Origin of the sequence: Nitratireductor sp., assembly GCF_017794765.1 — a bacterium.
Taxonomy (GTDB): Bacteria; Pseudomonadota; Alphaproteobacteria; order Rhizobiales; family Rhizobiaceae; genus Nitratireductor.
This window is the reverse complement of record NZ_CP051236.1, coordinates 3,073,535-3,095,233: the sequence shown is the minus strand read 5'-3', so window position 1 is coordinate 3,095,233 and position 21,699 is coordinate 3,073,535. Positions and strand designations below refer to the sequence as shown.

19 protein-coding genes and 1 other RNA gene are annotated in these 21,699 nt (G+C 60.7%); 19 read left to right on the top strand and 1 reads right to left on the bottom strand.

Annotated elements, in window-relative coordinates; genetic code table 11:
* The first annotated feature begins 106 nt into the window (after positions 1-106).
* From HF949_RS14665 to rnpB, 4 genes are all read left to right on the top strand, one after another.
* Complete coding sequence (locus HF949_RS14665) at positions 107-817, top strand: molecular chaperone DjiA (protein ID WP_292896461.1); 711 nt, start codon at positions 107-109, stop codon at positions 815-817.
* Positions 814-1,605 (top strand): N-acetylmuramoyl-L-alanine amidase, encoded by a 792-nt coding sequence (locus tag HF949_RS14660; protein ID WP_292896459.1) that lies wholly within the window; start codon positions 814-816, stop codon positions 1,603-1,605. Before HF949_RS14665 ends, HF949_RS14660 begins: the two co-directional genes overlap by 4 nt.
* A 186-nt stretch (positions 1,606-1,791) precedes the next feature.
* The gene (locus tag HF949_RS14655; protein WP_292896457.1) at positions 1,792-2,481 is read left to right on the top strand and encodes a lytic transglycosylase domain-containing protein; all 690 of its coding nucleotides are present in this window, start codon (positions 1,792-1,794) and stop codon (positions 2,479-2,481) included.
* 80 nt (positions 2,482-2,561) lie between these two features.
* An RNA gene (rnpB, locus tag HF949_RS14650) (RNase P RNA component class A) lies at positions 2,562-3,002 on the top strand.
* A 72-nt stretch (positions 3,003-3,074) separates the two neighbouring features.
* On the opposite strand, the gene HF949_RS14645 is transcribed toward rnpB, so the two are convergent.
* The gene (locus HF949_RS14645; protein WP_292896455.1) at positions 3,075-4,184 is read right to left on the bottom strand and encodes a cystathionine gamma-lyase; all 1,110 of its coding nucleotides are present in this window, start codon (positions 4,182-4,184) and stop codon (positions 3,075-3,077) included.
* Positions 4,185-4,546: 362 nt separating this feature from the next.
* Between HF949_RS14645 and mraZ the strand changes: the two genes are divergently transcribed.
* From mraZ to ftsA, 15 genes are all read left to right on the top strand, one after another.
* Complete coding sequence (gene mraZ, locus HF949_RS14640) at positions 4,547-5,014, top strand: division/cell wall cluster transcriptional repressor MraZ (protein ID WP_292896453.1); 468 nt, start codon at positions 4,547-4,549, stop codon at positions 5,012-5,014.
* A complete protein-coding gene (rsmH, locus tag HF949_RS14635; RefSeq protein ID WP_292896451.1) occupies positions 5,011-6,030 on the top strand; it encodes a 16S rRNA (cytosine(1402)-N(4))-methyltransferase RsmH in 1,020 nt (339 codons plus the stop codon). The genes mraZ and rsmH overlap by 4 nt, the downstream gene beginning before the upstream one ends.
* Positions 6,031-6,038: 8 nt before the next feature.
* Positions 6,039-6,407: a cell division protein FtsL gene (gene ftsL, locus HF949_RS14630; protein WP_292896449.1), complete on the top strand. Its 369-nt coding sequence runs from the start codon at positions 6,039-6,041 to the stop codon at positions 6,405-6,407.
* A complete protein-coding gene (locus tag HF949_RS14625; protein WP_292900220.1) occupies positions 6,407-8,128 on the top strand; it encodes a peptidoglycan D,D-transpeptidase FtsI family protein in 1,722 nt (573 codons plus the stop codon). The genes ftsL and HF949_RS14625 overlap by 1 nt, the downstream gene beginning before the upstream one ends.
* A gap of 62 nt (positions 8,129-8,190) precedes the next feature.
* Positions 8,191-9,645 carry a UDP-N-acetylmuramoyl-L-alanyl-D-glutamate--2,6-diaminopimelate ligase gene (locus HF949_RS14620; RefSeq protein WP_292896447.1) on the top strand — a complete coding sequence of 485 codons (1,455 nt, stop codon included), beginning with the start codon at positions 8,191-8,193 and terminating at the stop codon, positions 9,643-9,645.
* Positions 9,642-11,066 carry a UDP-N-acetylmuramoylalanyl-D-glutamyl-2,6-diaminopimelate--D-alanyl-D-alanine ligase gene (locus HF949_RS14615; RefSeq protein ID WP_292896445.1) on the top strand — a complete coding sequence of 475 codons (1,425 nt, stop codon included), beginning with the start codon at positions 9,642-9,644 and terminating at the stop codon, positions 11,064-11,066. The genes HF949_RS14620 and HF949_RS14615 overlap by 4 nt, the downstream gene beginning before the upstream one ends.
* 3 nt (positions 11,067-11,069) lie before the next feature.
* Positions 11,070-12,152, top strand: coding sequence for a phospho-N-acetylmuramoyl-pentapeptide-transferase (gene mraY, locus HF949_RS14610; RefSeq protein ID WP_292896443.1), 1,083 nt, complete (start codon positions 11,070-11,072; stop codon positions 12,150-12,152).
* A 9-nt stretch (positions 12,153-12,161) separates the two neighbouring features.
* Positions 12,162-13,559, top strand: a complete 1,398-nt coding sequence (murD, locus tag HF949_RS14605; protein WP_292896441.1) for a UDP-N-acetylmuramoyl-L-alanine--D-glutamate ligase — start codon at positions 12,162-12,164, stop codon at positions 13,557-13,559.
* A gap of 1 nt (position 13,560) precedes the next feature.
* Positions 13,561-14,715: a putative lipid II flippase FtsW gene (gene ftsW / locus HF949_RS14600; RefSeq protein ID WP_292896439.1), complete on the top strand. Its 1,155-nt coding sequence runs from the start codon at positions 13,561-13,563 to the stop codon at positions 14,713-14,715.
* A 1-nt stretch (position 14,716) separates the two neighbouring features.
* The gene (gene murG / locus HF949_RS14595; protein ID WP_292896437.1) at positions 14,717-15,841 is read left to right on the top strand and encodes an undecaprenyldiphospho-muramoylpentapeptide beta-N-acetylglucosaminyltransferase; all 1,125 of its coding nucleotides are present in this window, start codon (positions 14,717-14,719) and stop codon (positions 15,839-15,841) included.
* Complete coding sequence (gene murC, locus HF949_RS14590) at positions 15,838-17,241, top strand: UDP-N-acetylmuramate--L-alanine ligase (RefSeq protein ID WP_292896435.1); 1,404 nt, start codon at positions 15,838-15,840, stop codon at positions 17,239-17,241. The genes murG and murC overlap by 4 nt, the downstream gene beginning before the upstream one ends.
* Positions 17,238-18,200 (top strand): UDP-N-acetylmuramate dehydrogenase, encoded by a 963-nt coding sequence (gene murB / locus HF949_RS14585; RefSeq protein ID WP_292896433.1) that lies wholly within the window; start codon positions 17,238-17,240, stop codon positions 18,198-18,200. The genes murC and murB overlap by 4 nt, the downstream gene beginning before the upstream one ends.
* A 308-nt stretch (positions 18,201-18,508) precedes the next feature.
* Positions 18,509-19,435, top strand: coding sequence for a D-alanine--D-alanine ligase (locus HF949_RS14580; protein ID WP_292896432.1), 927 nt, complete (start codon positions 18,509-18,511; stop codon positions 19,433-19,435).
* Entirely contained in the window at positions 19,423-20,343 is a 921-nt protein-coding gene (locus HF949_RS14575; RefSeq protein WP_292896430.1) for a cell division protein FtsQ/DivIB, read from the top strand. Before HF949_RS14580 ends, HF949_RS14575 begins: the two co-directional genes overlap by 13 nt.
* Positions 20,340-21,656 carry a cell division protein FtsA gene (gene ftsA, locus HF949_RS14570; protein WP_292896428.1) on the top strand — a complete coding sequence of 439 codons (1,317 nt, stop codon included), beginning with the start codon at positions 20,340-20,342 and terminating at the stop codon, positions 21,654-21,656. The genes HF949_RS14575 and ftsA overlap by 4 nt, the downstream gene beginning before the upstream one ends.
* The last annotated feature ends 43 nt before the right edge of the window (positions 21,657-21,699 follow it).

Below are 21,699 nucleotides of genomic sequence, written 5' to 3'. Positions count from 1 at the left end.
TATTGAGTGCCTGAACCAGAGACCGGATGGTGCGAAGGTACCATCCGGTTTTGCTTGCGCCAAACTGCGCCTCGAAATCCCGAGCGTTTGCGGTTACAAAACCGACATGACGTTTTGGGACCGTATAACAGATTTTATCACACGCGCGCCGGGCAATGCGCTGTCGGCGATGGTCGAGGCAATCCGAACGGTGTTCGAAGGCGATCCGCAATTGCGCCGGCGCGTCGCCTTTTCAGTCGCGATCATTGCTCTTTCAGCCAAAATGGCCAAGGCAGATGGTATCGTCACGCAGGACGAGGTGCAGGCGTTTCACGAGATATTTTCTGTTCCGCGCAATGAGCAGGCCAATGTTGCGCGTCTTTACAGCCTTGCCCAGCAGGATGTGGCAGGCTTTGAGGCTTACGCTCATCAGATGGCGAATCTGTGCGGCTATGGCGGACCCAACTGCATGGTTCTTGAGGACATTCTCGATGCGCTGTTCCACATTGCAAAGGCCGATGGTGTGATACACGAACGGGAGGCGGCGTTTCTGCAACGCGTCGCAGAGATCTTCGAAATTGGCGAAGACCATTTCGAACAGATCCTTTCACGGCATGCGATCAAGGGAGACGGCAATCCCTATCTTGTGCTGGGGGTCGAGCAGGGCGCGCCGTTCAATGAGATCAAGCGCCATTATCGGAAACTGGTCGCGGAGAACCACCCGGACAGGCTTATCGCCCGTGGCGTTCCCGAAGAATTTCTGGCCATCGCGAACACCCGTCTTGCCGCGATCAATGCGGCCTATGAGAGTATTGAGAAAGCGCAGGTGCGCGCTTGAGTGTGGACGTCCTGAAAGAAGCCTCATTTGAGCCGGATTTCAAAGGGGCGGAGATTTGCCCGTCCCCTAATTTTGGCGAGCGGCGGAATGGCTACACTCCCGATGCTCTCATCCTTCATTACACCGGAATGGAGACGGGCCAGAGCGCGCAGGACTGGCTTTGCGCTCCGGAGAGCGAGGTTTCGTGTCATTATCTCGTTCATGAGGATGGACGCATCGTGCAGATGGTCCGCGAGGCTGACCGTGCATGGCATGCGGGTCGCGGCACCTGGCAGGGGCGCGATGACGTGAATTCCTGGTCCATCGGCATAGAGATTGCCAACGCCGGGCACCCCAAGGGATTGCCTGAATTCCCGGAGATTCAGGTCGATGCCGTTCTGAAACTCGGGCGGGATATCTGCAGGCGTCACGGCATCTCGCAAAATCGAGTGCTTGCCCACTCCGACATCGCCCCAGGCCGCAAGGTGGATCCGGGAGAACGGTTCCCCTGGGAGCGTCTGGCTCGGGCGGGACTTGGCCAATTTGTCGCAATATCACCGGTTTCAGGTGGACGCGTCCTTGGCCCGGAGGATGACGGGCCAGCTGTTCAGGCGCTCCAGAGATTGCTGAAGCGTTATGGGTACAACATCGAGGTCAACGGTGTTTACGATGGGCAGACACAAACGGTCGTCCGAGAATTTCAAAGACATTTCAGGCCTTTAGAAGTTAGTGGCCTGGCCGATGCGACAACATGCATAATTCTGCGGAAATTGTTGTATAATTCAACTGTGATTGATTCTTCTCCCTGACGATCACTCACTCCCAAGACTGGCGCAAAATTTCATCGATTCATATTTTTTGAATTGAAGCGCCTTTTTTGTTTCCCCTTCGCCTGCAACACACCGACCCGTGTTGAGGTCGTGGGACCTGGTCCCGGCCTCGTGAAAAGGAAAACCTGCCGCGCAAAATGCCGCGGCTCAGAGTTACGGGTCGAAATGAAAATCACAACCTTACTCGCGGCAGCGATCGCTGTCGGCGCTGCAACTTCTTTGTCTCATGCTGGTGAGAAGGCGAATTACGCACAGGTGATTGCTCAGCAATCTGCCAAAAAGAGTACGGAGAAAGCAGCCAAAGGCGAAGATGCTCCCAATCTGCTTCGGACAATCATTCGTGGTGGAAAAGGTTCCCAGGCGAGCAAGGTCGATATGACCACCACCGCGTCCGTCAAGCCAGCAAAGGCCACCAAGAAAGCGGCTACAAAGTCCGCCAGGAAGAAGACCTCCGTGAAATCGACCGTCCGTTCGAGCGGTAAGGGCGGTTCCTATCAGACGATTATCGCACAATACGCTTCGGCGTACGGTGTACCGGTTTCACTGGCCAATGCGGTGGTTCGGGTCGAGAGTAACTTCCGTGCCAATGCACGTGGTGCGGCCGGCGAAATCGGCCTTATGCAGATCAAACCGGCCACGGCTCGCATGATGGGCTATCGCGGCTCGGCCAAGGGGCTCTACAATCCCGACACCAACATCAAGTACGGCATGAAGTATCTCGCCAAGGCCCACAAGCTTGGTGGCGGAACGACCTGCGGTACGATTCTCAAATACAATGCGGGCCATGGCGCAAAGCGCATGAACCCGATTTCTTCGCGGTATTGCTCGAAGGTGAAGCGGATTCTCGGGCATTAGTTCCGGGAATACGGGGTTTCGTGCGCGCAGGTGTCTGTTTTGAGTTGCGTTTTGTCGCACGAAACCCTTTATACGTCCTGCCAGCCGGTCGGACGGCCGCGCGAACGAGAGCCGAAAGGCTGTTTGCGAGGAAAGTCCGGGCTCCACGGAAAAACGGTGCCGGATAACATCCGGCGGGGGCAACCCCAGGGAAAGTGCCACAGAAAGCAGACCGCCCCGCCTGTTTTTCGGTTGTTTTTCAGCTATTTGCCGAGAACCGAAAAACTGGCGGGGTCAGGGTGAAAGGGTGGGGTAAGAGCCCACCGCGTCGACGGTAACGAAGACGGCATGGTAAACCCCACCGGGAGCAAGACCGAATAGGAATGGCGCGAGGGGCGACCCTCAGGGCGTTTCCGGCCCAGCCGTTCGGGTAGGTTGCTTGAGGCCGATGGCAACATCGGACCCAGAGGAATGGCCGTCACGTTGCATCGTTTTCGGGCGTTGCAGCCATACAGAACCCGGCTTACAGACCGGCTGGCACCGTTTTCCGGAATTTGCCGATTTTTCCGGAATTCGACGGATTTCGGCTCCTTTTCAGAAAATTCCGAACAGTTTCACGCCGTTTTCAATGCAGCGTCGATCGCCTTCCAGAGAGCTTCTGTCGGCTCGCATCCGACCGACAGACGAACGAACCCTTCGGCCACATCATCACCCCATCGCGCGCGCCGTTCGGCCGAGGTGTGAACGCCGCCGAACGAGGTGGTCGCCTCGATGAGCGGACAGGTGTTGATGAAGCGCTCTGCCTGCTCTTTCGAGTCGAGCGTCAGTCCGACGAGCGAACCGAAACGGAGCATCCGGGTTTTGGCAAGTGCGTGCGAGGGGTCACTCTTCAGGCCAGGGTAGCGTACCGACCGGACCGCCGGATGATCGGCTAGACGCGTTGCAATGGTCTCGGCGGATGAGCACATGCGGTCAAAACGCACCTCGAGCGTTTCAAGCCCGCGCAGGACCAGCCATGCTTCGAAGGGGCCGGGGATGACACCGGCAAGTTTGCGCCACTCGCGGATCGTTTCGATCATCGCCGCGTCGCGGCTTGCGACATGGCCGAAAAGCACGTCGGAATGTCCGTTGGGGGCCTTGGTGTCGGCGGCAAGCACAAGATCGACGCCGAGATCCAGCGGGCGCTGGCCATAGGGCGTCATGGTTGTGTTGTCGGCGACAACGATTGCGCCTGCCGCATGGGCGGCCTCTGCCACCGCCTTGATATCGCAGACATCAAGCCCCGGGTTGGAAGGTGTTTCGACGAGTACCATCCGGTATCCGGCAAACCCGCCTTCGAGAAACGATGCGGTCGGTCGGGTGTCGTACCGGATGCCAAGCCGGTTCAGATGCTTCTCAAGCAGGACGCGGGGTGTGTAGTAGCCATCCGAGGGCAGGAGCACCCGGTCTCCAGCTGAAAGCAGGGCCAAAAAAACCGACGAGATGGCGGCCATGCCGGAGGGGAACGCGATTGCTTCGGCATCCTCCAGATGGGCGAAGGCAGCCTCCACCGCTTCCCAGGTGGGATTGTCGAACCGGCCATATTGACGCGCGCCTGCCGGGTCGCCGGGCAAATGAAACACCGAACTCATGACGATCGGCGTGGAGAGCGGGTCGCCTTTTAGAAGGCTGCCCGAATGAAGGTGTGAGAGGCTTGCAGCGCGCGTGTTCTGGCTGTCGGACATTGGGCTCCTCGCGGTCATGACGGGTGGGTGCGGGCCGGGCGGCGCGAAGCTCTTCCTAACCTTTTGTTAGCCTTAATGCACGATAAATGACGATGGCCCGATGCATGTCCAAAACGCCTGTCATTGCGGCATTTGTGAAGCTTAATCCCGTTGACGCCCATACTGGCCCATGGTACCCCATATAACAAATCAGCGTTTCGTTGCAGTTGGAGTACGGGTTCCTCCCATGTCGACCTCTTTTTCAGGGCGGCGTGGCAGCTGGGATTCACCCTTGCAGGGGGGCGGGCAAATGTTCGGAGAGCCGCATCTGAGCGCGGCTGAAGAGATGCAGAGGGGCATGGGCCTTTTGGCCACAACGCGTCATGGACCGGTTTCTGTCGAATGCAGTAAACAAGATCGACTCCAAGGGTCGGGTCTCGGTGCCGGCGCATTTTCGCTCCGTCGTTCAAAAGCGTGGTTTTACCGAACTCTACGGGCTTCGGGCGCTCGACATTCCTGCGATGGATGTGGGCGGTCTCGATCTGCTCGATCGCTACGAGGAGAGGATCGCGCAGGAAGACCCTTTTCTGCAGACCGCGGACGACATGTCATTTTTCGTGCATGGCGATGGCGCGTTCCTGAAACTCGATCAAGATGGACGCATCACCGTGACGGATTTCATTCGCGAGCACACCGGCATCACGAAGGATGTAGCCTTCGTTGGGCGCGGGCATTTCTTTCAGATCTGGGAGCCGGAGCGGCTGAAGGCCCATGGGCAAGCGGTGCGCGAACGGCTTCTCAAGCTTCGGCAGGCGGCCACATCGGCCCGTGCTGCCGGACAGTCGGAATGATGGCGGGCCCCGGCGGCGAAAGCCCGGCCGGTGGCGGACCGGTCCGCCACATTCCGGTTCTTTTGCGCGAAGTTCTCGAAGCTCTTCAGCCTCTCGATGGCCAGCATTTCATCGACGGGACTTTCGGTGCTGGCGGATACACAACCGCGCTGCTTGAAGACGGTGCATCGGTCACGGCGATCGATCGTGACCCGACAGCCATCCAAGCAGGTCAGGCACTTGTGGAGAAATGGGACGGACGTCTTAGACTGGTGGAGAACCGGTTTTCGAGGCTCGATGAGGTTGTCGATGGCCAGGTCGACGGTGTTGTGCTCGATATCGGCGTTTCCTCCATGCAGATCGATCAGGCGGTGCGCGGATTCTCCTTCCAGAAGGATGGACCACTCGACATGCGCATGGAGCGCTCGGGTTTGAGCGCGGCCGATGTGGTCAACACGATGAAGGCGGGCGATCTGGCGCGCATCTTCGGAATTTTGGGCGAGGAGCGTCAGGCGGGGCGTATCGCACGGGGCCTGGAGCGGCTCCGGGCCGAAAAGCCTTTCGAGACAACGCTGGATCTGGCGCGTGCCGTCGAAAAGATCGTTGGCCGTCGACCGCAGGAGAAAATTCATCCTGCAACGCGCGTCTTTCAGGGGTTGCGTATCTACGTCAATGACGAGCTCGGTGAACTGGCACGGGCGCTTTTTGCGGCCGAGCGGGTTCTGAAACTCGGCGGGCGGCTGGTCGTGGTGACATTTCATTCTCTGGAAGACCGGATCGTGAAACGCTTCATGGTTGAGCGCGCCGGGGGGCAGGGCGGCTCCCGCCATCTGCCTGAGGTGCATGACGCCGCTCCCACATTTCACAAACCGGCCAAGCCCGTTGCGCCGACGCGGGAAGAGACTGAGCAAAACCCGAGGGCTCGCTCGGCGCGCCTCAGACTGGCAGTGCGCAGTGAGGCACAAGCCGGAGAGGTTGATTTCGACATTGTCGGTCTTTCGCGCTTTCCGCGACCGACGCGTGCTGGTGAGAGGTAGAGGCAAAGATGTTTCGCACGAGCGATATTGTGCTGATCACGGTCATGATGGCGGCGGCGGCGTTTACCTACAAGACCAAGCACGATGCTGAAGCCAAATATGAGGAACTGCGCAAGATCGAGCGTCAGGCAGAGCTGGAGGAGGATTCAATCGATCTCCTCAAGGCCGACTGGAGCCTTCTGACCCAGCCTGCTCGCCTGCAGCGACTGGCCGAGACATACAAGGACGAACTTGGGTTGCAGCCCGTGGAGGCGCCGCAAATCGCCGAATTCTCCGACCTTCCGGAAAAATCCCTGACCATTGAAGGGCTCGTCGGCGGCATGGCGGAGGCCGGAGGCGAACCTGACCAGACGACAACCGGGGCGGTGCAGCCATGATGAGCTCGAGCGGATATGCGGACGACCTGGCATCCTCGGCCGTTCGCCGGGGGGCTGCAACGATCGTGATGGATGGAACCGCCAAATCCCGTGGGGGGCGGGCCCAGAACCGGGTGGTGATGGCGATGGCCGTCATGTTCGGTATCTATGCGGCGCTCGGCGGGCGGCTGGTTCATCTCGCCCTGCAGGATGAGCCCGAGCCAAGCGTTCCGGCAGCCCGCGTGACCGCCTCGCGTCCAGACCTGGTGGATCGCAATGGTGAAGTGCTCGCGACGGACATCAAGACAGCCTCGCTGTTCGCCGAACCGCGGCGTATTGTGGACATCGACGAGGCGATCGAAAAACTGTCCACGGTTCTTCCCGACCTCAACTATCAGCAGACCTACCGGAGACTAGACAGCGATGCGGGCTTCGTGTGGCTGCGCCGTCAGCTCTCGCCGCGCCAGCAGGCGGATATTCTGGCCCTGGGAGTGCCAGGGCTTGGTTTTCGCACGGAAAAGCGGCGTTTCTATCCGGGCGGACCGACCGCATCGCATATCCTTGGGCTCGTGAACATCGACAATAAAGGCATCGCGGGTATCGAAAAATTCGTCGATGATCAGGGCCTTGCAGACCTGCAGGCCACGGGGCTTGCGGTGGAAGGGCATCTGGAGCCCGTCAAGCTGTCGATCGACCTGCGTGTACAGCACATCATCCGCGATGAACTGGTTCAGGCACTTGACCGGTATCAGGCGATTGCAGCCGGTGCCGTGGTGTTGAACGCCAATACCGGTGAAGTGGTGGGGATGGCATCCGTGCCCGATTACGATCCCAACAACCCGGTGAACGCGCTCGACAAAGACAGGTTGAACCGCATGTCGGCCGGCGTGTTCGAGATGGGCTCGACCTTCAAGATCTTCACCACCGCGATGGGGCTGGATTCTGGTCTGGTGAGCATCAACGACAGTTTCGATGCGACACGGCCCATCCGTATCGGTGGTTTCACGATCAACGATTTTCATGGAAAACGCCGCGTCCTGAGCGTGCCCGAAATCTTCATCTACTCTTCCAATATCGGCACAGCAAAGATGGCCGATGTGGTGGGTATCGAGGGGCACAGGGCGTTTCTTGAGAAGATCGGTCTTCTGGGGCGGATGTCCACGGAGCTGCCTGAAGTTGCCTTGCCGACAGAACCGAAGGAGTGGAAGAAGATCAACTCGATCACGATCTCCTATGGTCATGGTGTCGCCACGACGCCGCTGCAAACCGCGGTGGCGGCCGCGGCCATGCTGAACGGTGGCAAGCTTATCCCGCCAACGTTTCTGCCGCGCTCGGAGGCGGAGGCAAACGAAATCGCAGAGCAGGTGATTTCGCCCAAGACAAGCGCCCAGATGCGGTATCTTTTCCGCCTCAACTCCGAAAAGGGATCCGGCCGGCGGGCTGAGGTCGAAGGCTATTATGTGGGCGGCAAAACAGGTACGGCGGAAAAGGTCGTCAACGGCCGCTACTCCAAGAATGTCCGCTTCAATGCATTTATCGCCGGTTTCCCGGTCGATGACCCCGAATATATCGTGCTGGTTTTTGTGGATGAACCCAAGCCTGAGCGGGAGGGGATTGGCGCGACTGCCGGTCTGAACGCTGCGCCGATGGTGCGCAACATCATCCGCCGTTCCGCGCCGCTGCTTGGCGTCAAGCCTGAATTCGGTCAAGAAAGTGATGCCTTGCTGATTTCGCAGCAGTGAGTCGGCGCAGTGAGACGGCCATGTGCCGAGAAAACAAACGCAATTGAAAGTACCGGGGCCTCATGAAGTTCAGTGAATTGGCGGAAATTCTTCCTCTACAGGGATTGTTGTCTGCGGAAGCGGAAATCTCGGGGATTTCGGCGGATTCGCGAAAAGTCGAGGCGGGGAACCTTTTTTTCGCCCTGGCAGGAACAAAGGCCAATGGGGCAGTCTTTGCCGAGGAAGCTGCCCGCAAGGGTGCAATTGCCGTCATTGCCGCTCCCGGAGCGCTTTCTTCCGAGCCCGGAGTGCCGGTCATTGAAACAGACGATCCCCGGCGCGCGCTTGCCCTGTGTGCGGCGCAGCTTTTTCCGCGCCAGCCCGCTACGATGGTTGCGGTGACCGGAACCAGTGGCAAAACCTCTGTTGCCTCTTTCACGCGTCAGATATGGGAACACTCAGGACTGCCGGCCGCGAGCATCGGCACGACGGGCGTGGTGGCGCCGGGACGGGACGAATATGGCGAACTGACGACACCCGATCCAATCGCCCTGCATCGGCTACTCGATGAACTGGCGGGTGAAGGTGTGAGCCATGCCTCCATGGAGGCTTCAAGCCATGGCCTCGATCAGCGCCGTCTCGATGGGGTGCGGCTCTCGGCTGGTGGTTTTACCAATCTGGGCCGCGATCACATGGATTATCATCCAACGGTTGAGGAGTATCACAGGGCCAAGCTCCGGCTGTTCGATACACTCATGCCGAGGGGAACGCCTGCGGTGGTCTTTGCCGACGATCCATGGACCGAGCCAACGGTGGCTGCCGCGCGGTCGGCCGGTCTTGACGTACGTACGGTGGGCCGGCAGGGGGCATTCCTGACGCTGAAGCGAGTGGAGCACGAGCGCCACCGTCAGCGGGCGGAGGTGGATGTCGAGGGCGTCATTTACGAAGTCGACCTGCCGCTTGCCGGCGATTTCCAGGTGGCCAATGCACTGGTTGCGGCCGGGTTGGCAATCAGCACCGGTACGGCGGTCGAGACGGCGTTTGCGGCTCTGGAAAAGCTCAAGGGGGCCTCGGGCCGCCTCGAACTCGTGGGGACGGCAGAAAACGGCGCTCAGGTCTATGTGGATTATGCGCACAAGCCGGATGGGCTGGAGAACGTGCTGAAATCGGTGCGTCCGTTCACGACAGGGCGGGTTATCGTCGTTTTCGGCTGCGGCGGTGACCGCGACACGGGAAAACGACCGATCATGGGCGAGATCGCGGCGCGACTGGCGGATGTGGCGATCGTTACCGACGACAATCCGCGTTCGGAAGACCCGGCTACGATCCGGTCGGCCATAATGGCTGCGGCGCCGGGTGCACGTGAGATCGGGGACCGACATGAAGCGATCCGGTCCGCGGTTTCGATGCTTGAAGAGGGCGATACGCTGATTGTCGCCGGCAAGGGTCACGAAACCGGTCAGGAGATCGCCGGCCAAAAGCATCATTTCTCGGATCATGAGGAAGTGCGGGCCGCACTCGCGGAGCGGGCCGGATGAGCGTGTTGTGGACACATGATGCGCTGGTGCAGGCAACGGGTGGCAGGCCGCTCGGCCAGCCGGCAACGGCAATAACCGGAATTTCCATCGACACGCGGACGCTGCAGCCGGGCGACGCGTTCTTCGCCATTCAGGGGGAGAGGTTCGATGGGCATGATTTTGCCACCGCCGCCATGGCGGCAGGGGCTTCGGTGCTGGTGGTCTCCGAGGCGAAGCTGCCTGCGCTCGGGCGGTTGGCCGTGCCGAAGCTCGTGGTGCCGGACGTGCAGACGGCCATGGAAGATCTGGGCCGTGCCGCGCGCCTGCGCAGCCGCGCCAAGATCGTGGCGGTGACCGGTTCGGTCGGCAAGACGTCTACCAAGAACATGATGCGGCAGGCCTTTTCGGCCTGCGGGAGCGTTCATGCGGCGGACCGCTCTTTCAACAACCATTGGGGTGTGCCCCTGACGCTCGCCAGAATGCCGGCCGATTGCGATTTTGCGATCTTCGAGATCGGCATGAACCACCCGGACGAAATTCGCCCTCTGGTGAAGATGGTTCGTCCGCATATCGCCGTTGTCACGCTGGTAGCGGCGGCGCATCTGGGTTTCTTCAAGAGCGTCGACGAGATCGCGCGCGCCAAGGGCGAGATTTTCGAAGGTGTCGTGAAGGGCGGTGCTGCGCTGATCAATCGCGACGACAAACGCTGGAAGCTGCTTTCGGCGATTGCGGAGGAAGCAGGGGTGAAAACCATCGCCGGCTTTGGCGAGAATGCGCGCTCCGATATACGGTTGATGCATGCCGAATGCGGCGCGCACTCCTCCACCTTTGCCATCAAGATCGAAGGCGAGGAAACGGAAGTGCGTCTCGGTGCACCGGGGCGGCATATGGTTCAAAATGCGCTTGCGACGCTGGGCGCCGTGCACCTGGCGCGCGCGGATGTGCAGAAGGCGGCGATGGCGCTCGGCTCCTTCGGATCGGAAGCCGGGCGCGGCGCGCGGCGGCGGCTGACGCTTCCCGGCGGAACATTCACGCTGATTGACGAGAGCTTCAACGCCAATCCTGCCTCGATGGGTGCCGCGTTCGATCTGCTGCAGCGCGCGGAAGTGGGCGAGGGAGGGCGGCGCATCGCCATTCTCGGCGACATGGCTGAGCTTGGCGCGCATGCGCCAAAACTGCATGCCGGGCTGGCCGACCTTGTCACCGGGGCGGGAACGGACTGCGTGTTTCTTGCCGGCCGCGAGATGAAGGCGCTGGCAGAGGCGCTGCCGGACGGGCTGCCGGTCGAATACCGCGAGACGACAGACGAATTGCGCGATCTTGTGATCAACGCGGTGAAGCCGGGCGACGCCGTGATGATCAAATCTTCGAAGAGCATCGGCTTCAACAAACTGGTCGACGCCTTTATCAACACCTATCCGGGCGCGGCGACGGGGGACTGATCCATGCTCATGATGCTCGTTGAACTGGCCGATGAAGTTTCGGTCTTCAACGTATTCCGTTACATCACTTTCCGCACCGGCGGAGCGCTGATCACCTCGGCGCTGATCGTGTTTCTGTTCGGGCCAATGATCATCGCCTCGCTAAGAGTGCGGCAGGGCAAGGGACAGCCGATCCGTGCCGACGGACCGCAGACCCATTTCAAGAAGGCTGGCACGCCCACCATGGGCGGGCTCATGATGCTGTCGGGCATTCTGGGTTCGTGCGCGCTGTGGGCAAACCTTTCCAGCGTCTATGTCTGGGTGGTGCTGATGGTGACGGTGGGTTTTGGCGCGATCGGTTTCTATGACGATTACCTCAAGGTGACGAAGCAGTCTCACCGGGGTTTTTCGGGAAAGGCACGGCTTTCGGCGGAGTTCCTGATCGCGGGGCTTGCCGCATGGACCATCATGCAGGCGGGGCAGGCGCCATTTTCCTCCTCGCTGACCTTTCCGTTCTTCAAGGATTTTCTGCTCAATCTGGGCATTTTCTTCATCCCGTTCGCGGCCTTTGTGATCGTGGGAGCGGGCAATGCGGTGAACCTGACGGACGGGCTCGACGGGCTTGCCACCGTGCCGGTGATGGTGGCGGCGGCTTCGTTCGGCGTGATCGCCTACCTCTCCGGTAACGCCATTTTCGCCAACTATCTGCAGATCCATTTCGTGCCGGGCACCGGTGAGCTGGCGGTGATCCTGGGTGCTGTGATCGGCGCGGGGCTCGGCTTCCTGTGGTTCAACGCGCCGCCGGCGGCGATCTTCATGGGAGACACCGGATCACTGGCACTGGGTGGCCTGATCGGCTCGGTGGCGGTGGCGACCAAGCACGAGATCGTGCTCGCCATTATCGGCGGGCTGTTCGTGGTTGAAATCCTGTCTGTGATCATCCAGGTGGCGGTCTTCAAGATGACCGGCAAACGCGTGTTCCTGATGGCACCGATCCATCACCATTTCGAAAAGCTCGGCTGGACGGAAAGCCAGGTGGTGATCCGGTTCTGGATCATCGCGGTGCTGCTCGCCCTGATCGGGCTTTCCACTCTCAAGCTGCGTTAGGGGTCGCCAATGATTCCGGCCACGGTTTTCAAGGACAAAACCATCGCCCTTTTCGGGCTCGGCGGTTCGGGTATCGCCACCGCCCACGCGCTGATGGCCGGCGGGGCGCGGGTGACGGCTTTTGACGACAACCCCGGCAGCGTGGCGCGCGCGGCGGGCGAAGGCGTGCCGACAGAAGACCTGCGGAACATCGACTGGAGCGGACAGGAGGCCCTGGTTCTATCGCCGGGCGTACCTCTGACCCATCCGCGTCCGCACTGGAGCGTGGATCTCGCGCGGGCAGCGGGAGTGGAAATCATCGGCGACGTGGAGCTTTTCGCACGCGAGCGCCGGGCCCATGCATCTGAGGCACCGTTTGTTGCCATCACTGGCACCAACGGCAAGAGCACGACAACGGCTCTGATCGCCCACATTCTCAAAAGTGCGGGACGCGACACGCAGATGGGTGGCAATATCGGCCGGGCCGTGATGACGCTCGAACCTCCTGCTGCTGATCGATACCATGTGGTGGAATGTTCTTCCTATCAGATCGATCTTGCTCCCACGCTTGATCCTTCGGTCGGCATTCTGCTCAATCTTTCGCCCGACCATCTGGACCGGCACGGCTCCTTCGAGAATTACGCTGGTATCAAGGAACGCCTGGTGGCCAAGAGCAGGCTGGCGATTATCGGTGTCGACGATCCCGACTGCCGGCACATCGCCAACCGGCTTGAAAAAAATGGGCGGAAGCTTCAGCGCATCTCGGCGACATCATCGCTTTCCGATGGGTTTTATCTGAAGGGTTTCGATCTCATGCGGGCTGTCGATGGCGTTGCGGAGAAACTGGCGACGCTTGAAGGCATCGGTTCTCTGCGTGGCGCACACAACGCTCAGAACGCGCTGGCGGCCCTCGCGACCTGTATCGAGTGCGGCCTGACGGCGGACGATATCCAGGCCGGTTTCAACAGTTTCCCGGGGCTCGCCCACCGGATGGAGCAGGTGGCGCGCCGGGGGCGGGTCCTCTTCGTCAATGACTCGAAAGCCACCAATTCCGACGCAGCAGAACGAGCATTGGCGAGTTTTGAGCGCATCTACTGGATCGCCGGCGGCCTGCCCAAGGAGGGCGGGATCGAGACGCTGAAGAGTTTCTTCCCGCGGATCGCCAAGGCCTACCTCATTGGCGAGGCGGCACCGGCTTTCGCAGCCACCATCGGGGAGGCGACGGCGTTCGAGATTTCGGGTACGATAGACAAAGCCGTAGACCACGCGGCGCGCGATGCGGCGGGCGATCCCGCGCCGGAGGCTGTGGTTCTGTTTTCGCCAGCCTGTGCGAGTTTCGACCAGTTCAGAAATTTTGAGGTGCGCGGCGATGCCTTCCGCGAGGCGGTGCGTTCGCTCGCCGGTACCGAAATGATGGGGAGCAAGTGACATGGTGAGCCGCACCGATCGCAGCCCGGTGGCAAACTGGTGGTGGACCATCGACCGTTGGTTTCTCGCGGCCTTTCTCATGCTGATGGGGCTGGGCGTGGTCCTGTCGTTCGCGGCAAGCCCCGCCGTGGCGGAGCGCATCGGCCTGTCGAGTTTTCATTTTGTCACGCGCCAGATCGTTTACATGCTGCCGGCGTTGGTGGTCATGATCGCGATTTCCTTCCTCAGTCCGCGTCAGGTGCGTCGGGTCGCTCTCGTCATGCTTGCGGGCGCGTTGGTTCTGATGGTGGTCACCCTTTTCGCAGGCATGGAAGTCAAGGGTTCGCGGCGCTGGCTTTATGTGTTCGGCGTTTCCATTCAGCCTTCCGAATATCTGAAACCGGCCTTTGTGGTGATCTGCGCATGGCTCTTTCACGAGCACGCCAGACAGCCGGAGATCCCGGGCAACCTGTTCGCCATGCTTCTTCTGGGGCTTGTGATCGCGCTTCTGGTGGCCCAGCCCGATCTCGGTCAGACCATGCTGGTTCTCGGCACCTGGGGGGCGATGTTCTTCATCGCCGGCATGCCGTGGCTGTGGATTGCGGTGCTTGGCGCTTTGGGCGCAGGCGGGGCCTTTCTTGCCTACACGATTTTCCCTCACGTGGCCGACCGCATCGACCGCTTCCTGACCGGTGAGGGCGACACCTATCAGGTGGATATGAGCATCGAGGCGATAACCCGCGGCGGCTGGTTTGGACGTGGTCCTGGCGAAGGGACCGTCAAACGTATCCTGCCCGACAGCCACACGGATTTTGTCTTTGCGGTTGCCGGTGAGGAGTTCGGCATCATCCTGTGTCTGATCCTGCTTGGGCTGTTTGCCTTTGTGGTGTTGCGCGGGCTGACGAAAGCGCGGCGTGAGGAGGACGACTTCACACGCTATGCGGTGAGCGGTCTTGTCATACTGTTTGGCTTTCAGTCGATTATCAATATGGGCGTGAATGTCCGCATGCTGCCGGCCAAGGGCATGACGCTGCCCTTCATCTCCTATGGCGGTTCTTCGCTGATCGCCATGGCCATTTCCATGGGCTTTGTCCTTGCGCTGACCCGTCGCAAACCTGAAAAGCGCCGTCCGGTGTCCTATGCGCCCCCAGCGGGACACGAGGCGATTGCGAACTGACATGGGTAAAGGCGCGATACTTCTTGCCGCCGGTGGGACCGGCGGTCATCTCTTTCCGGCCGAAGCGCTGGCACATGCGCTACGCGCGCGTGACTGGCAGGTGCACCTGGCGACTGACAAGCGGGCGGCGCGTTTCTCAGGCGATTTTCCGGCCGAGGAAACCCATATCATCGAGAGCGCCACATTCGGTTCGAAAAACCCGGTAGCGCTCCTGAAAGCAGGCTGGACCATCTGGCGTGGCGTCAAGCAGGCTTCGGCGCTGATGCAACGGCTGAAGCCAGCCGCGGTGGTCGGTTTCGGCGGATACCCGACCCTGCCGCCGCTCTGGGCGGCGACGCGGCGAGGCATTCCGGCACTTATCCATGAACAGAACGCCGTGATGGGGCGCGCCAACAAGGCGCTGGCATCGCGTGTTCAGGCCATTGCCGGTGGTTTTCTGGCCGATGAAGGACCGTTTGCGGACAAAATTATCGCCACGGGCAATCCGGTCCGTCCGGCGGTTATCGAGGCGGCTGGCGAGACCTATCGCGCGGCGGGTTCTCAAGAGGTGTTTCGTCTGCTTGTCTTTGGCGGCAGCCAGGGCGCGCAGTTTTTTTCCGACGCCATCCCGACGGCCATTGCAAAACTCGCACCGAAGCAGGTCAAACGACTTCGCGTCACTCAACAGGCGCGGCCGGAAGACGAAGCGGATGTTCGTGCCGCTTATGACAAGCTCGGTGTGCCGGCAGAGGTTTCGACATTTTTCAACGATATGGCGCGGCGCATTGCCGAGAGCCATCTGGTGATATCGCGTTCGGGTGCCTCGACCGTTTCGGAGATTGCGGCGATTGGCCGACCGGCCTTTCTGGTGCCATATCCACATGCTCTCGACCACGATCAGGCAGCCAATGCAGCAGCGCTGGAGCGCGCCGGGGGAGCTGAACTCCATCCGCAGGCCACGCTCAGCGTGGAGCGGCTTGCCGAACTGATCGGCGGAGCGATGGAGCAGCCTCAACGCCTCGCCGACATGGCTGTGGCAGCGCAAGGCGTGGGTAAAACGAATGCGGCTACGTTGCTTGCGGACCTCGTTGAGGCTATTGCCTCCGGCCAATCTGCCAAATCAGTGAAAGAAGGAAGCCACGCATGAAAATGCCGGAGACGATCGGAACCGTGCACTTCGTCGGCATCGGCGGCATCGGCATGAGTGGTATCGCGGAAGCGCTGCATACGCTGGGGTACCAGGTGCAGGGCTCGGACCAGGCCGAAAACCCCAATGTCGTGCGGCTGCGCGATAAGGGGATCGAGGTTTTCGTCGGTCATTCCGCAGAGAATCTGGGAGAGGCTGAAGTCATCGTCGTCTCCACTGCCATCAGGAAGAACAATCCGGAACTGGTGGCTGCGCGCGAGAAACACCTGCCAATCGTGCGTCGCGCAGAGATGCTGGCCGAGTTGATGCGCTTTCGCCAGGCGGTCGCCATTGGCGGAACGCACGGCAAGACCACAACCACGTCGATGGTGGCCGCGTTGTTCGATGCGGGCGGTTTCGATCCAACCGTGATCAATGGCGGGATTATCAACGCCTATGGCACCAATGCGCGTATGGGCGAAGGTGACTGGATGGTGGTGGAGGCCGATGAAAGCGATGGAAGCTTCCTGAAGCTGCCGGCTGAAATTGCCGTCATCACCAATATCGATCCGGAGCATCTCGATCATTATGGTGATTTCGACAAACTGCGCGCAGCGTTTCGCCAGTTTGTCGAGAATGTACCGTTTTATGGCTTTGCTGCCATGTGTATCGACCACGCCGAGGTTCAGGCGCTTGTCGGGCGGATCGAGGATCGCCGGGTTATCACTTATGGCGAAAACCCGCAGTCGGATGTGCGCTTTGCCAATCACCGGATGGATGGGCCGGTTTCCGTGTTTGACGTGACCTTTCGCGATCGCAAGACGGGTGGCACGGAAACGCTCGAAGGACTGCGCCTGCCCATGCCCGGAAAACACAATGTTTCGAACGCGACGGCGGCGATCGCCGTGGCGCATGAACTGGGCATCGACCATGAGGCGATCCGTACTGGCCTTGCGGGCTTTGGCGGCGTCAAACGCCGTTTCACGCTCACCGGAAGCTGGAACGGCGTGAGCGTCTTCGATGATTATGGGCATCATCCGGTGGAGATCCGTGCGGTTCTGAAAGCCGCCCGGGAAGCCTGCAAGGGGCGTATTCTCGCCATTGCTCAGCCGCACCGTTATTCGCGGCTGCACGATCTCTACGATGATTTTGCGGCATGTTTCAACGAGGCCGACAAGGTGTTGATTGCCCCGGTCTATGCTGCCGGTGAAGACCCGATCGAAGGCGTGTCGTCTGAAACGCTAGTGGCACGGATCCGTGCGGCCGGACATCGAGACGTTGCCCATATCGAAGGGCCGGAAGCGGTGGAACCCATAGTGCGAAGCTGGGCGGAAGAGGGCGATTTTATCGTCTATCTGGGCGCCGGCAACATCACGCAATGGGCCTATGCGCTTCCTGACGAGCTGGGGGCAAAGGGATGAGTGGGGCCGCTCTGCTCGACCGTCTCGGGGATCGTCTGTCGGGGCTGCGGGGGCGTCTGACACCCGACGCCGGCATGGACAAGATCACCTGGTTTCGCGCCGGCGGGCCCGCCGACGCGCTGTTTCAGCCTGCTGATGAAGAGGATCTGGCTGCCTTCCTGAAGGCGGTGCCGGAAGACATTCCGGTGACCATGGTGGGGATCGGTTCGAACCTTCTCGTGCGCGAAGGTGGCATTCGTGGTTTTGTGGTTCGCCTGTCGGCCAAGGGCTTCGGGCAGGCAGAGATTGTTTCGGATACGCGAATCCGTGCAGGAGCGGCCATCCCCGACAAACGTCTCGCAGCCGCGGCGCTGGAGGCGGGCATCGGTGGATTTCACTTTTACCACGGCATACCGGGCGGGCTGGGTGGTGCGCTGCGCATGAATGCGGGCGCCAATGGCGTCGAGACCAGGGAGCGGGTCGTGGAAGTGCGCGCGCTTGACCGGAAGGGCGAACTACACATCTTCTCGAACGCCGATATGGGATACGACTACCGCCATTCCTCGGTGCCGAAAGATCTGATCTTCACCTCTGCGCTGATGGAGGGCTATCCCGAAGACCGGGAGACGATCCAGAAAGAGATGGATGCCGTGCAGCATCATCGCGAGACCGTGCAGCCGATACGTGAAAAGACAGGCGGTTCAACGTTCAAGAACCCTCCCGGGTCATCGGCCTGGAAAGAGGTCGACAAGGCGGGATGCCGCGGCCTCACCATCGGCGGGGCGCAGATGTCGCCCATGCATTGCAATTTCATGATCAACACGGGTACGGCGAGCGGGTACGACCTTGAATATCTGGGTGAAACGGTCCGGGCTCGTGTGCTTGAGCATTCAGGGATTCGCCTGGATTGGGAGATCAAGCGCATTGGCGAATTCAGGCCGGGGCGCGAGATCGATCCGCTGTTGGGGCAGATGCTCTGAGCTCGCATGCGACTTTTCGCGCGACGCAAGGTTCTCTTACGATTTTGACGCTCATACAGCCGTGCCGTGTCAAGTTGCGCGACACGGGTGTTCGCGTTCACAAAGTGTAAAATTTTCAGAAAATTGAATCGTCGGGAATCTCAAGCCCTTGCCATGGAATCAAACCTCTGATTCTTTGGCTCATAAGTAATCACTGATTTGAGTCGCGGCGTTCGGGTCGGGGGCTTTCCTAATCGAGGAGGTCTCACTCGGCCAATGCAGCTTATCGCCCAAAATTCTGGGCGGCCGGACAAGGGGGTAGCCGGACCATGAAGAGAAAGAACGTTGCCGTACTTATGGGAGGTTTTTCCTCTGAACGGCCGGTCAGTCTTTCTTCCGGCACTGCCTGCGCCGATGCTCTCGAGGTTGAGGGATATGCCGTCACGCGCGTCGATGTCGGGCGCGATGTGGCGCGTGTTCTGTCCGAACTCAACCCGGATGTCGCCTTCAATGCATTGCACGGTCCGTTCGGTGAGGATGGGGCGATCCAGGGGATTCTCGAATATCTCGACATCCCCTACACGCATTCGGGAGTGCTCGCATCCGCATTGGCTATGGACAAACAGCTCGCCAAGACGGTGGCGAAGGCTGAGGGTATTCCCGTTGCCGATGCGCTGGTGGTGAACCGTTTCGAGATCGGCAACGAGCACCCCATGGCGCCGCCCTATGTGGTGAAGCCTGTCAATGAGGGGTCGAGCTTCGGTGTGGTCATTGTCACCGAAGGGCAGAGCAACCCGCCGCAGATTATCGGGTCCACCGAGTGGCAATACGGCGAGCGCGTGATGGTGGAGCGCTACATTGCCGGGCGTGAATTCACCTGCGCGGTGATGGGGGACCGGGTGCTTGGCATCGCGGAGATCATTCCGGTCGGGCACGCCTTCTACGATTATGATTCAAAATACGTTCCCGGCGGCTCAAAACACGAATGCCCGGCAAAACTTTCACCAAATATTTACCAAAAAATAGAAACACTGGCCCTTAAGGCACACAAGGCTATTGGCTGCCGGGGCGTGTCCCGGTCCGACTTCCGTTTCGACGATCGCAAATCCGATGATGGGGAGCTTGTCTGGTTGGAGGTAAACACGCAGCCCGGCATGACGCCAACCTCTCTGGTGCCCGAGATCGCCGCTGCGGCGGGAATTGGGTTTGGTGAATTGTTGAGTTGGATTGTGGAGGACGCCTCGTGTTCTCGCTGACGTCATCTCAAGCCGGAACGGGCCGGAGCGGCGGACGCTTTCGCGGAGGCGACATCGTATTGCCGCGCTGGTTGCGCCGTCCGGCGCGCTTCATGCACAGGGTCAATGCAGGGGAAGTCGAAGCGCCACGCTATGGCGCTACGATCGCAACTGCGGTTCTGCTTGGAACCACGGCGGTTTACGGCATCGTTGCGGGCGGGCATCTGCCGCAGGTTCTGCAGAGCGTCACCGCGCGCACGGGGCTTGCCATCGCGCAGGTCAACGTGATCGGCAATCAGGAAACCTCGGAGATCGATGTTCTGCAGGAAGTCGGCCTGAACGGCTGGACGGCTCTGGTGGGCTTCAATGCCGAGGATGCCAGGCAGCGTCTTTCCGGTCTGCCCTGGGTCGAAGGCGTTGCCGTGCGCAAGGTCTATCCGGCCACTCTCGAAGTGGACATCACCGAGAAGAGGCCCTTTGCGATCTGGCAGCATGGCAATGAGCTGTCGCTGATCGAGAAAGACGGAGCTGTGATCGCGCCGTTCGATGGCGGACGTCATGCGGCGCTGCCGATGGTGATCGGCGTTGGCGCGCGCGAGGCCGGGCCTGAATTCATCGCCAAGGTTGCCCGGCATCCAGCCATCGCAAACGAGGTGCGGGCCTATATCCGTGTTGGAGACAGGCGCTGGGATCTGCGGCTTAAGAACGGTGTGACCGTGAAGCTGCCCGAGAATAACGAGGCGCTGACACTGGCAACGCTTGCCGCGCTTGATCGCAAGAACGGCCTTCTGTCGCGCGATATCATCTCGGTGGATATGCGGCTCGCCGATCGTATGGCGATCGGTCTTTCGGAAGAAGCTGCCAAGGCGCACCAGGACGCGATGCGTGAGCGCTACAAGACGCGAATTGCAGACGGGGCGCAGATATGAGCTGGTTATCAGATCCCAAGAAAGGCGCTGCCCGCCGCTCCGGCATCATCACTGTGCTTGACGTCGGGTCGAGCAAGGTCTGCTGCATCATAGCCAGGCTCATGCCGGCGGAAGAGGGGCGGGCGCTGCGGCACCGCACTCACCGTGTGAAAGTCATCGGCATCGGCCATCAGCAGTCGCAGGGCATGAAGTCCGGTGTGATCGTCGATCTCGACCGGGCCGAGGAGGCGATCCGGCTGGCTGTGGATGCGGCCGAGCGCATGGCGGGGCTGACCGTGGATTCGCTGATCGTCAACGTGTCGGCGGGGCGGCTGCGCAGCGAGACGATTTCGGCGTCGATCAATCTTGGCGGTCACGAAGTCGCCCAGTCCGACATCAACCGTGTTCTCGCGGCCGGTGCGCGGCAGGGGCTCGAGACCGAGCGTGAAGTGGTGCATTCGCTGGCAACAGGGTTCAGCCTCGATGCAGAGCGCGGCATTCGCGATCCACGCGGGATGGTCGGCGCGGAGCTTGGTGTCGACATGCACATCCTGACGGCGGATGCGGCGCCGCTGCGCAATCTGGAGCTTTGCATCAACCGTTCGCATCTTTCGGTCGAGCGTATGGTGGCAACACCCTATGCGAGCGGTCTGGCAGCACTGGTGGACGATGAGGCGCAGATGGGTGCTGCCTGTATCGACATGGGTGGCGGCACGACGACGATCTCTGTTTTCGCAGAAGGAAAATTCGTGTGGGCCGACGCGCTGCCGGTGGGAGGCAACCATGTGACCATGGATCTGGTGCGTGGCCTTTCGGCGCGGCTCGAGGATGCCGAGCGGCTCAAGGTGATGCACGGTTCGGCGCTCATGTCTTCGAGCGACGACCGGGATATCGTTTCGATCCACCCGATGGGGGCTGATCCGAGCGAACAGCCGATACAGGTGCCACGTGCGGTTATGACAAGGATCATCCGTGCGCGCATCGAGGAAACGCTGGAGATGGCTCGCGACAAGCTCAGCCGCTCCGGCTACGGCGGCCTTGTCGGGCGCAGGGTGGTTCTGACGGGGGGCGCGAGCCAGCTCGTCGGTTTGCCGGAAGCAACCCGGCGACTGTTCGGGCGCAATGTCAGGCTCGGGCGTCCGCTCGGCGTGGCGGGGTTGCCCGAAGCGGCCAAGGGGGCGGCTTTTTCCGCGTCCGTGGGGCTGTTGATTTATCCGCAGGTAGCGGAGTTCGAAAACCGTGGCCGCAGCGGCAAGAGCGGCATTTTCACTCGCGCAACCGGCACTGGCGGCCGGTTCCAGCGCGTCAGCCAATGGCTGAAAAGCAACTTCTAGCGGGGGCGCGCCCCAAATGACGACCGCGGCGGCGAGGCGGCGG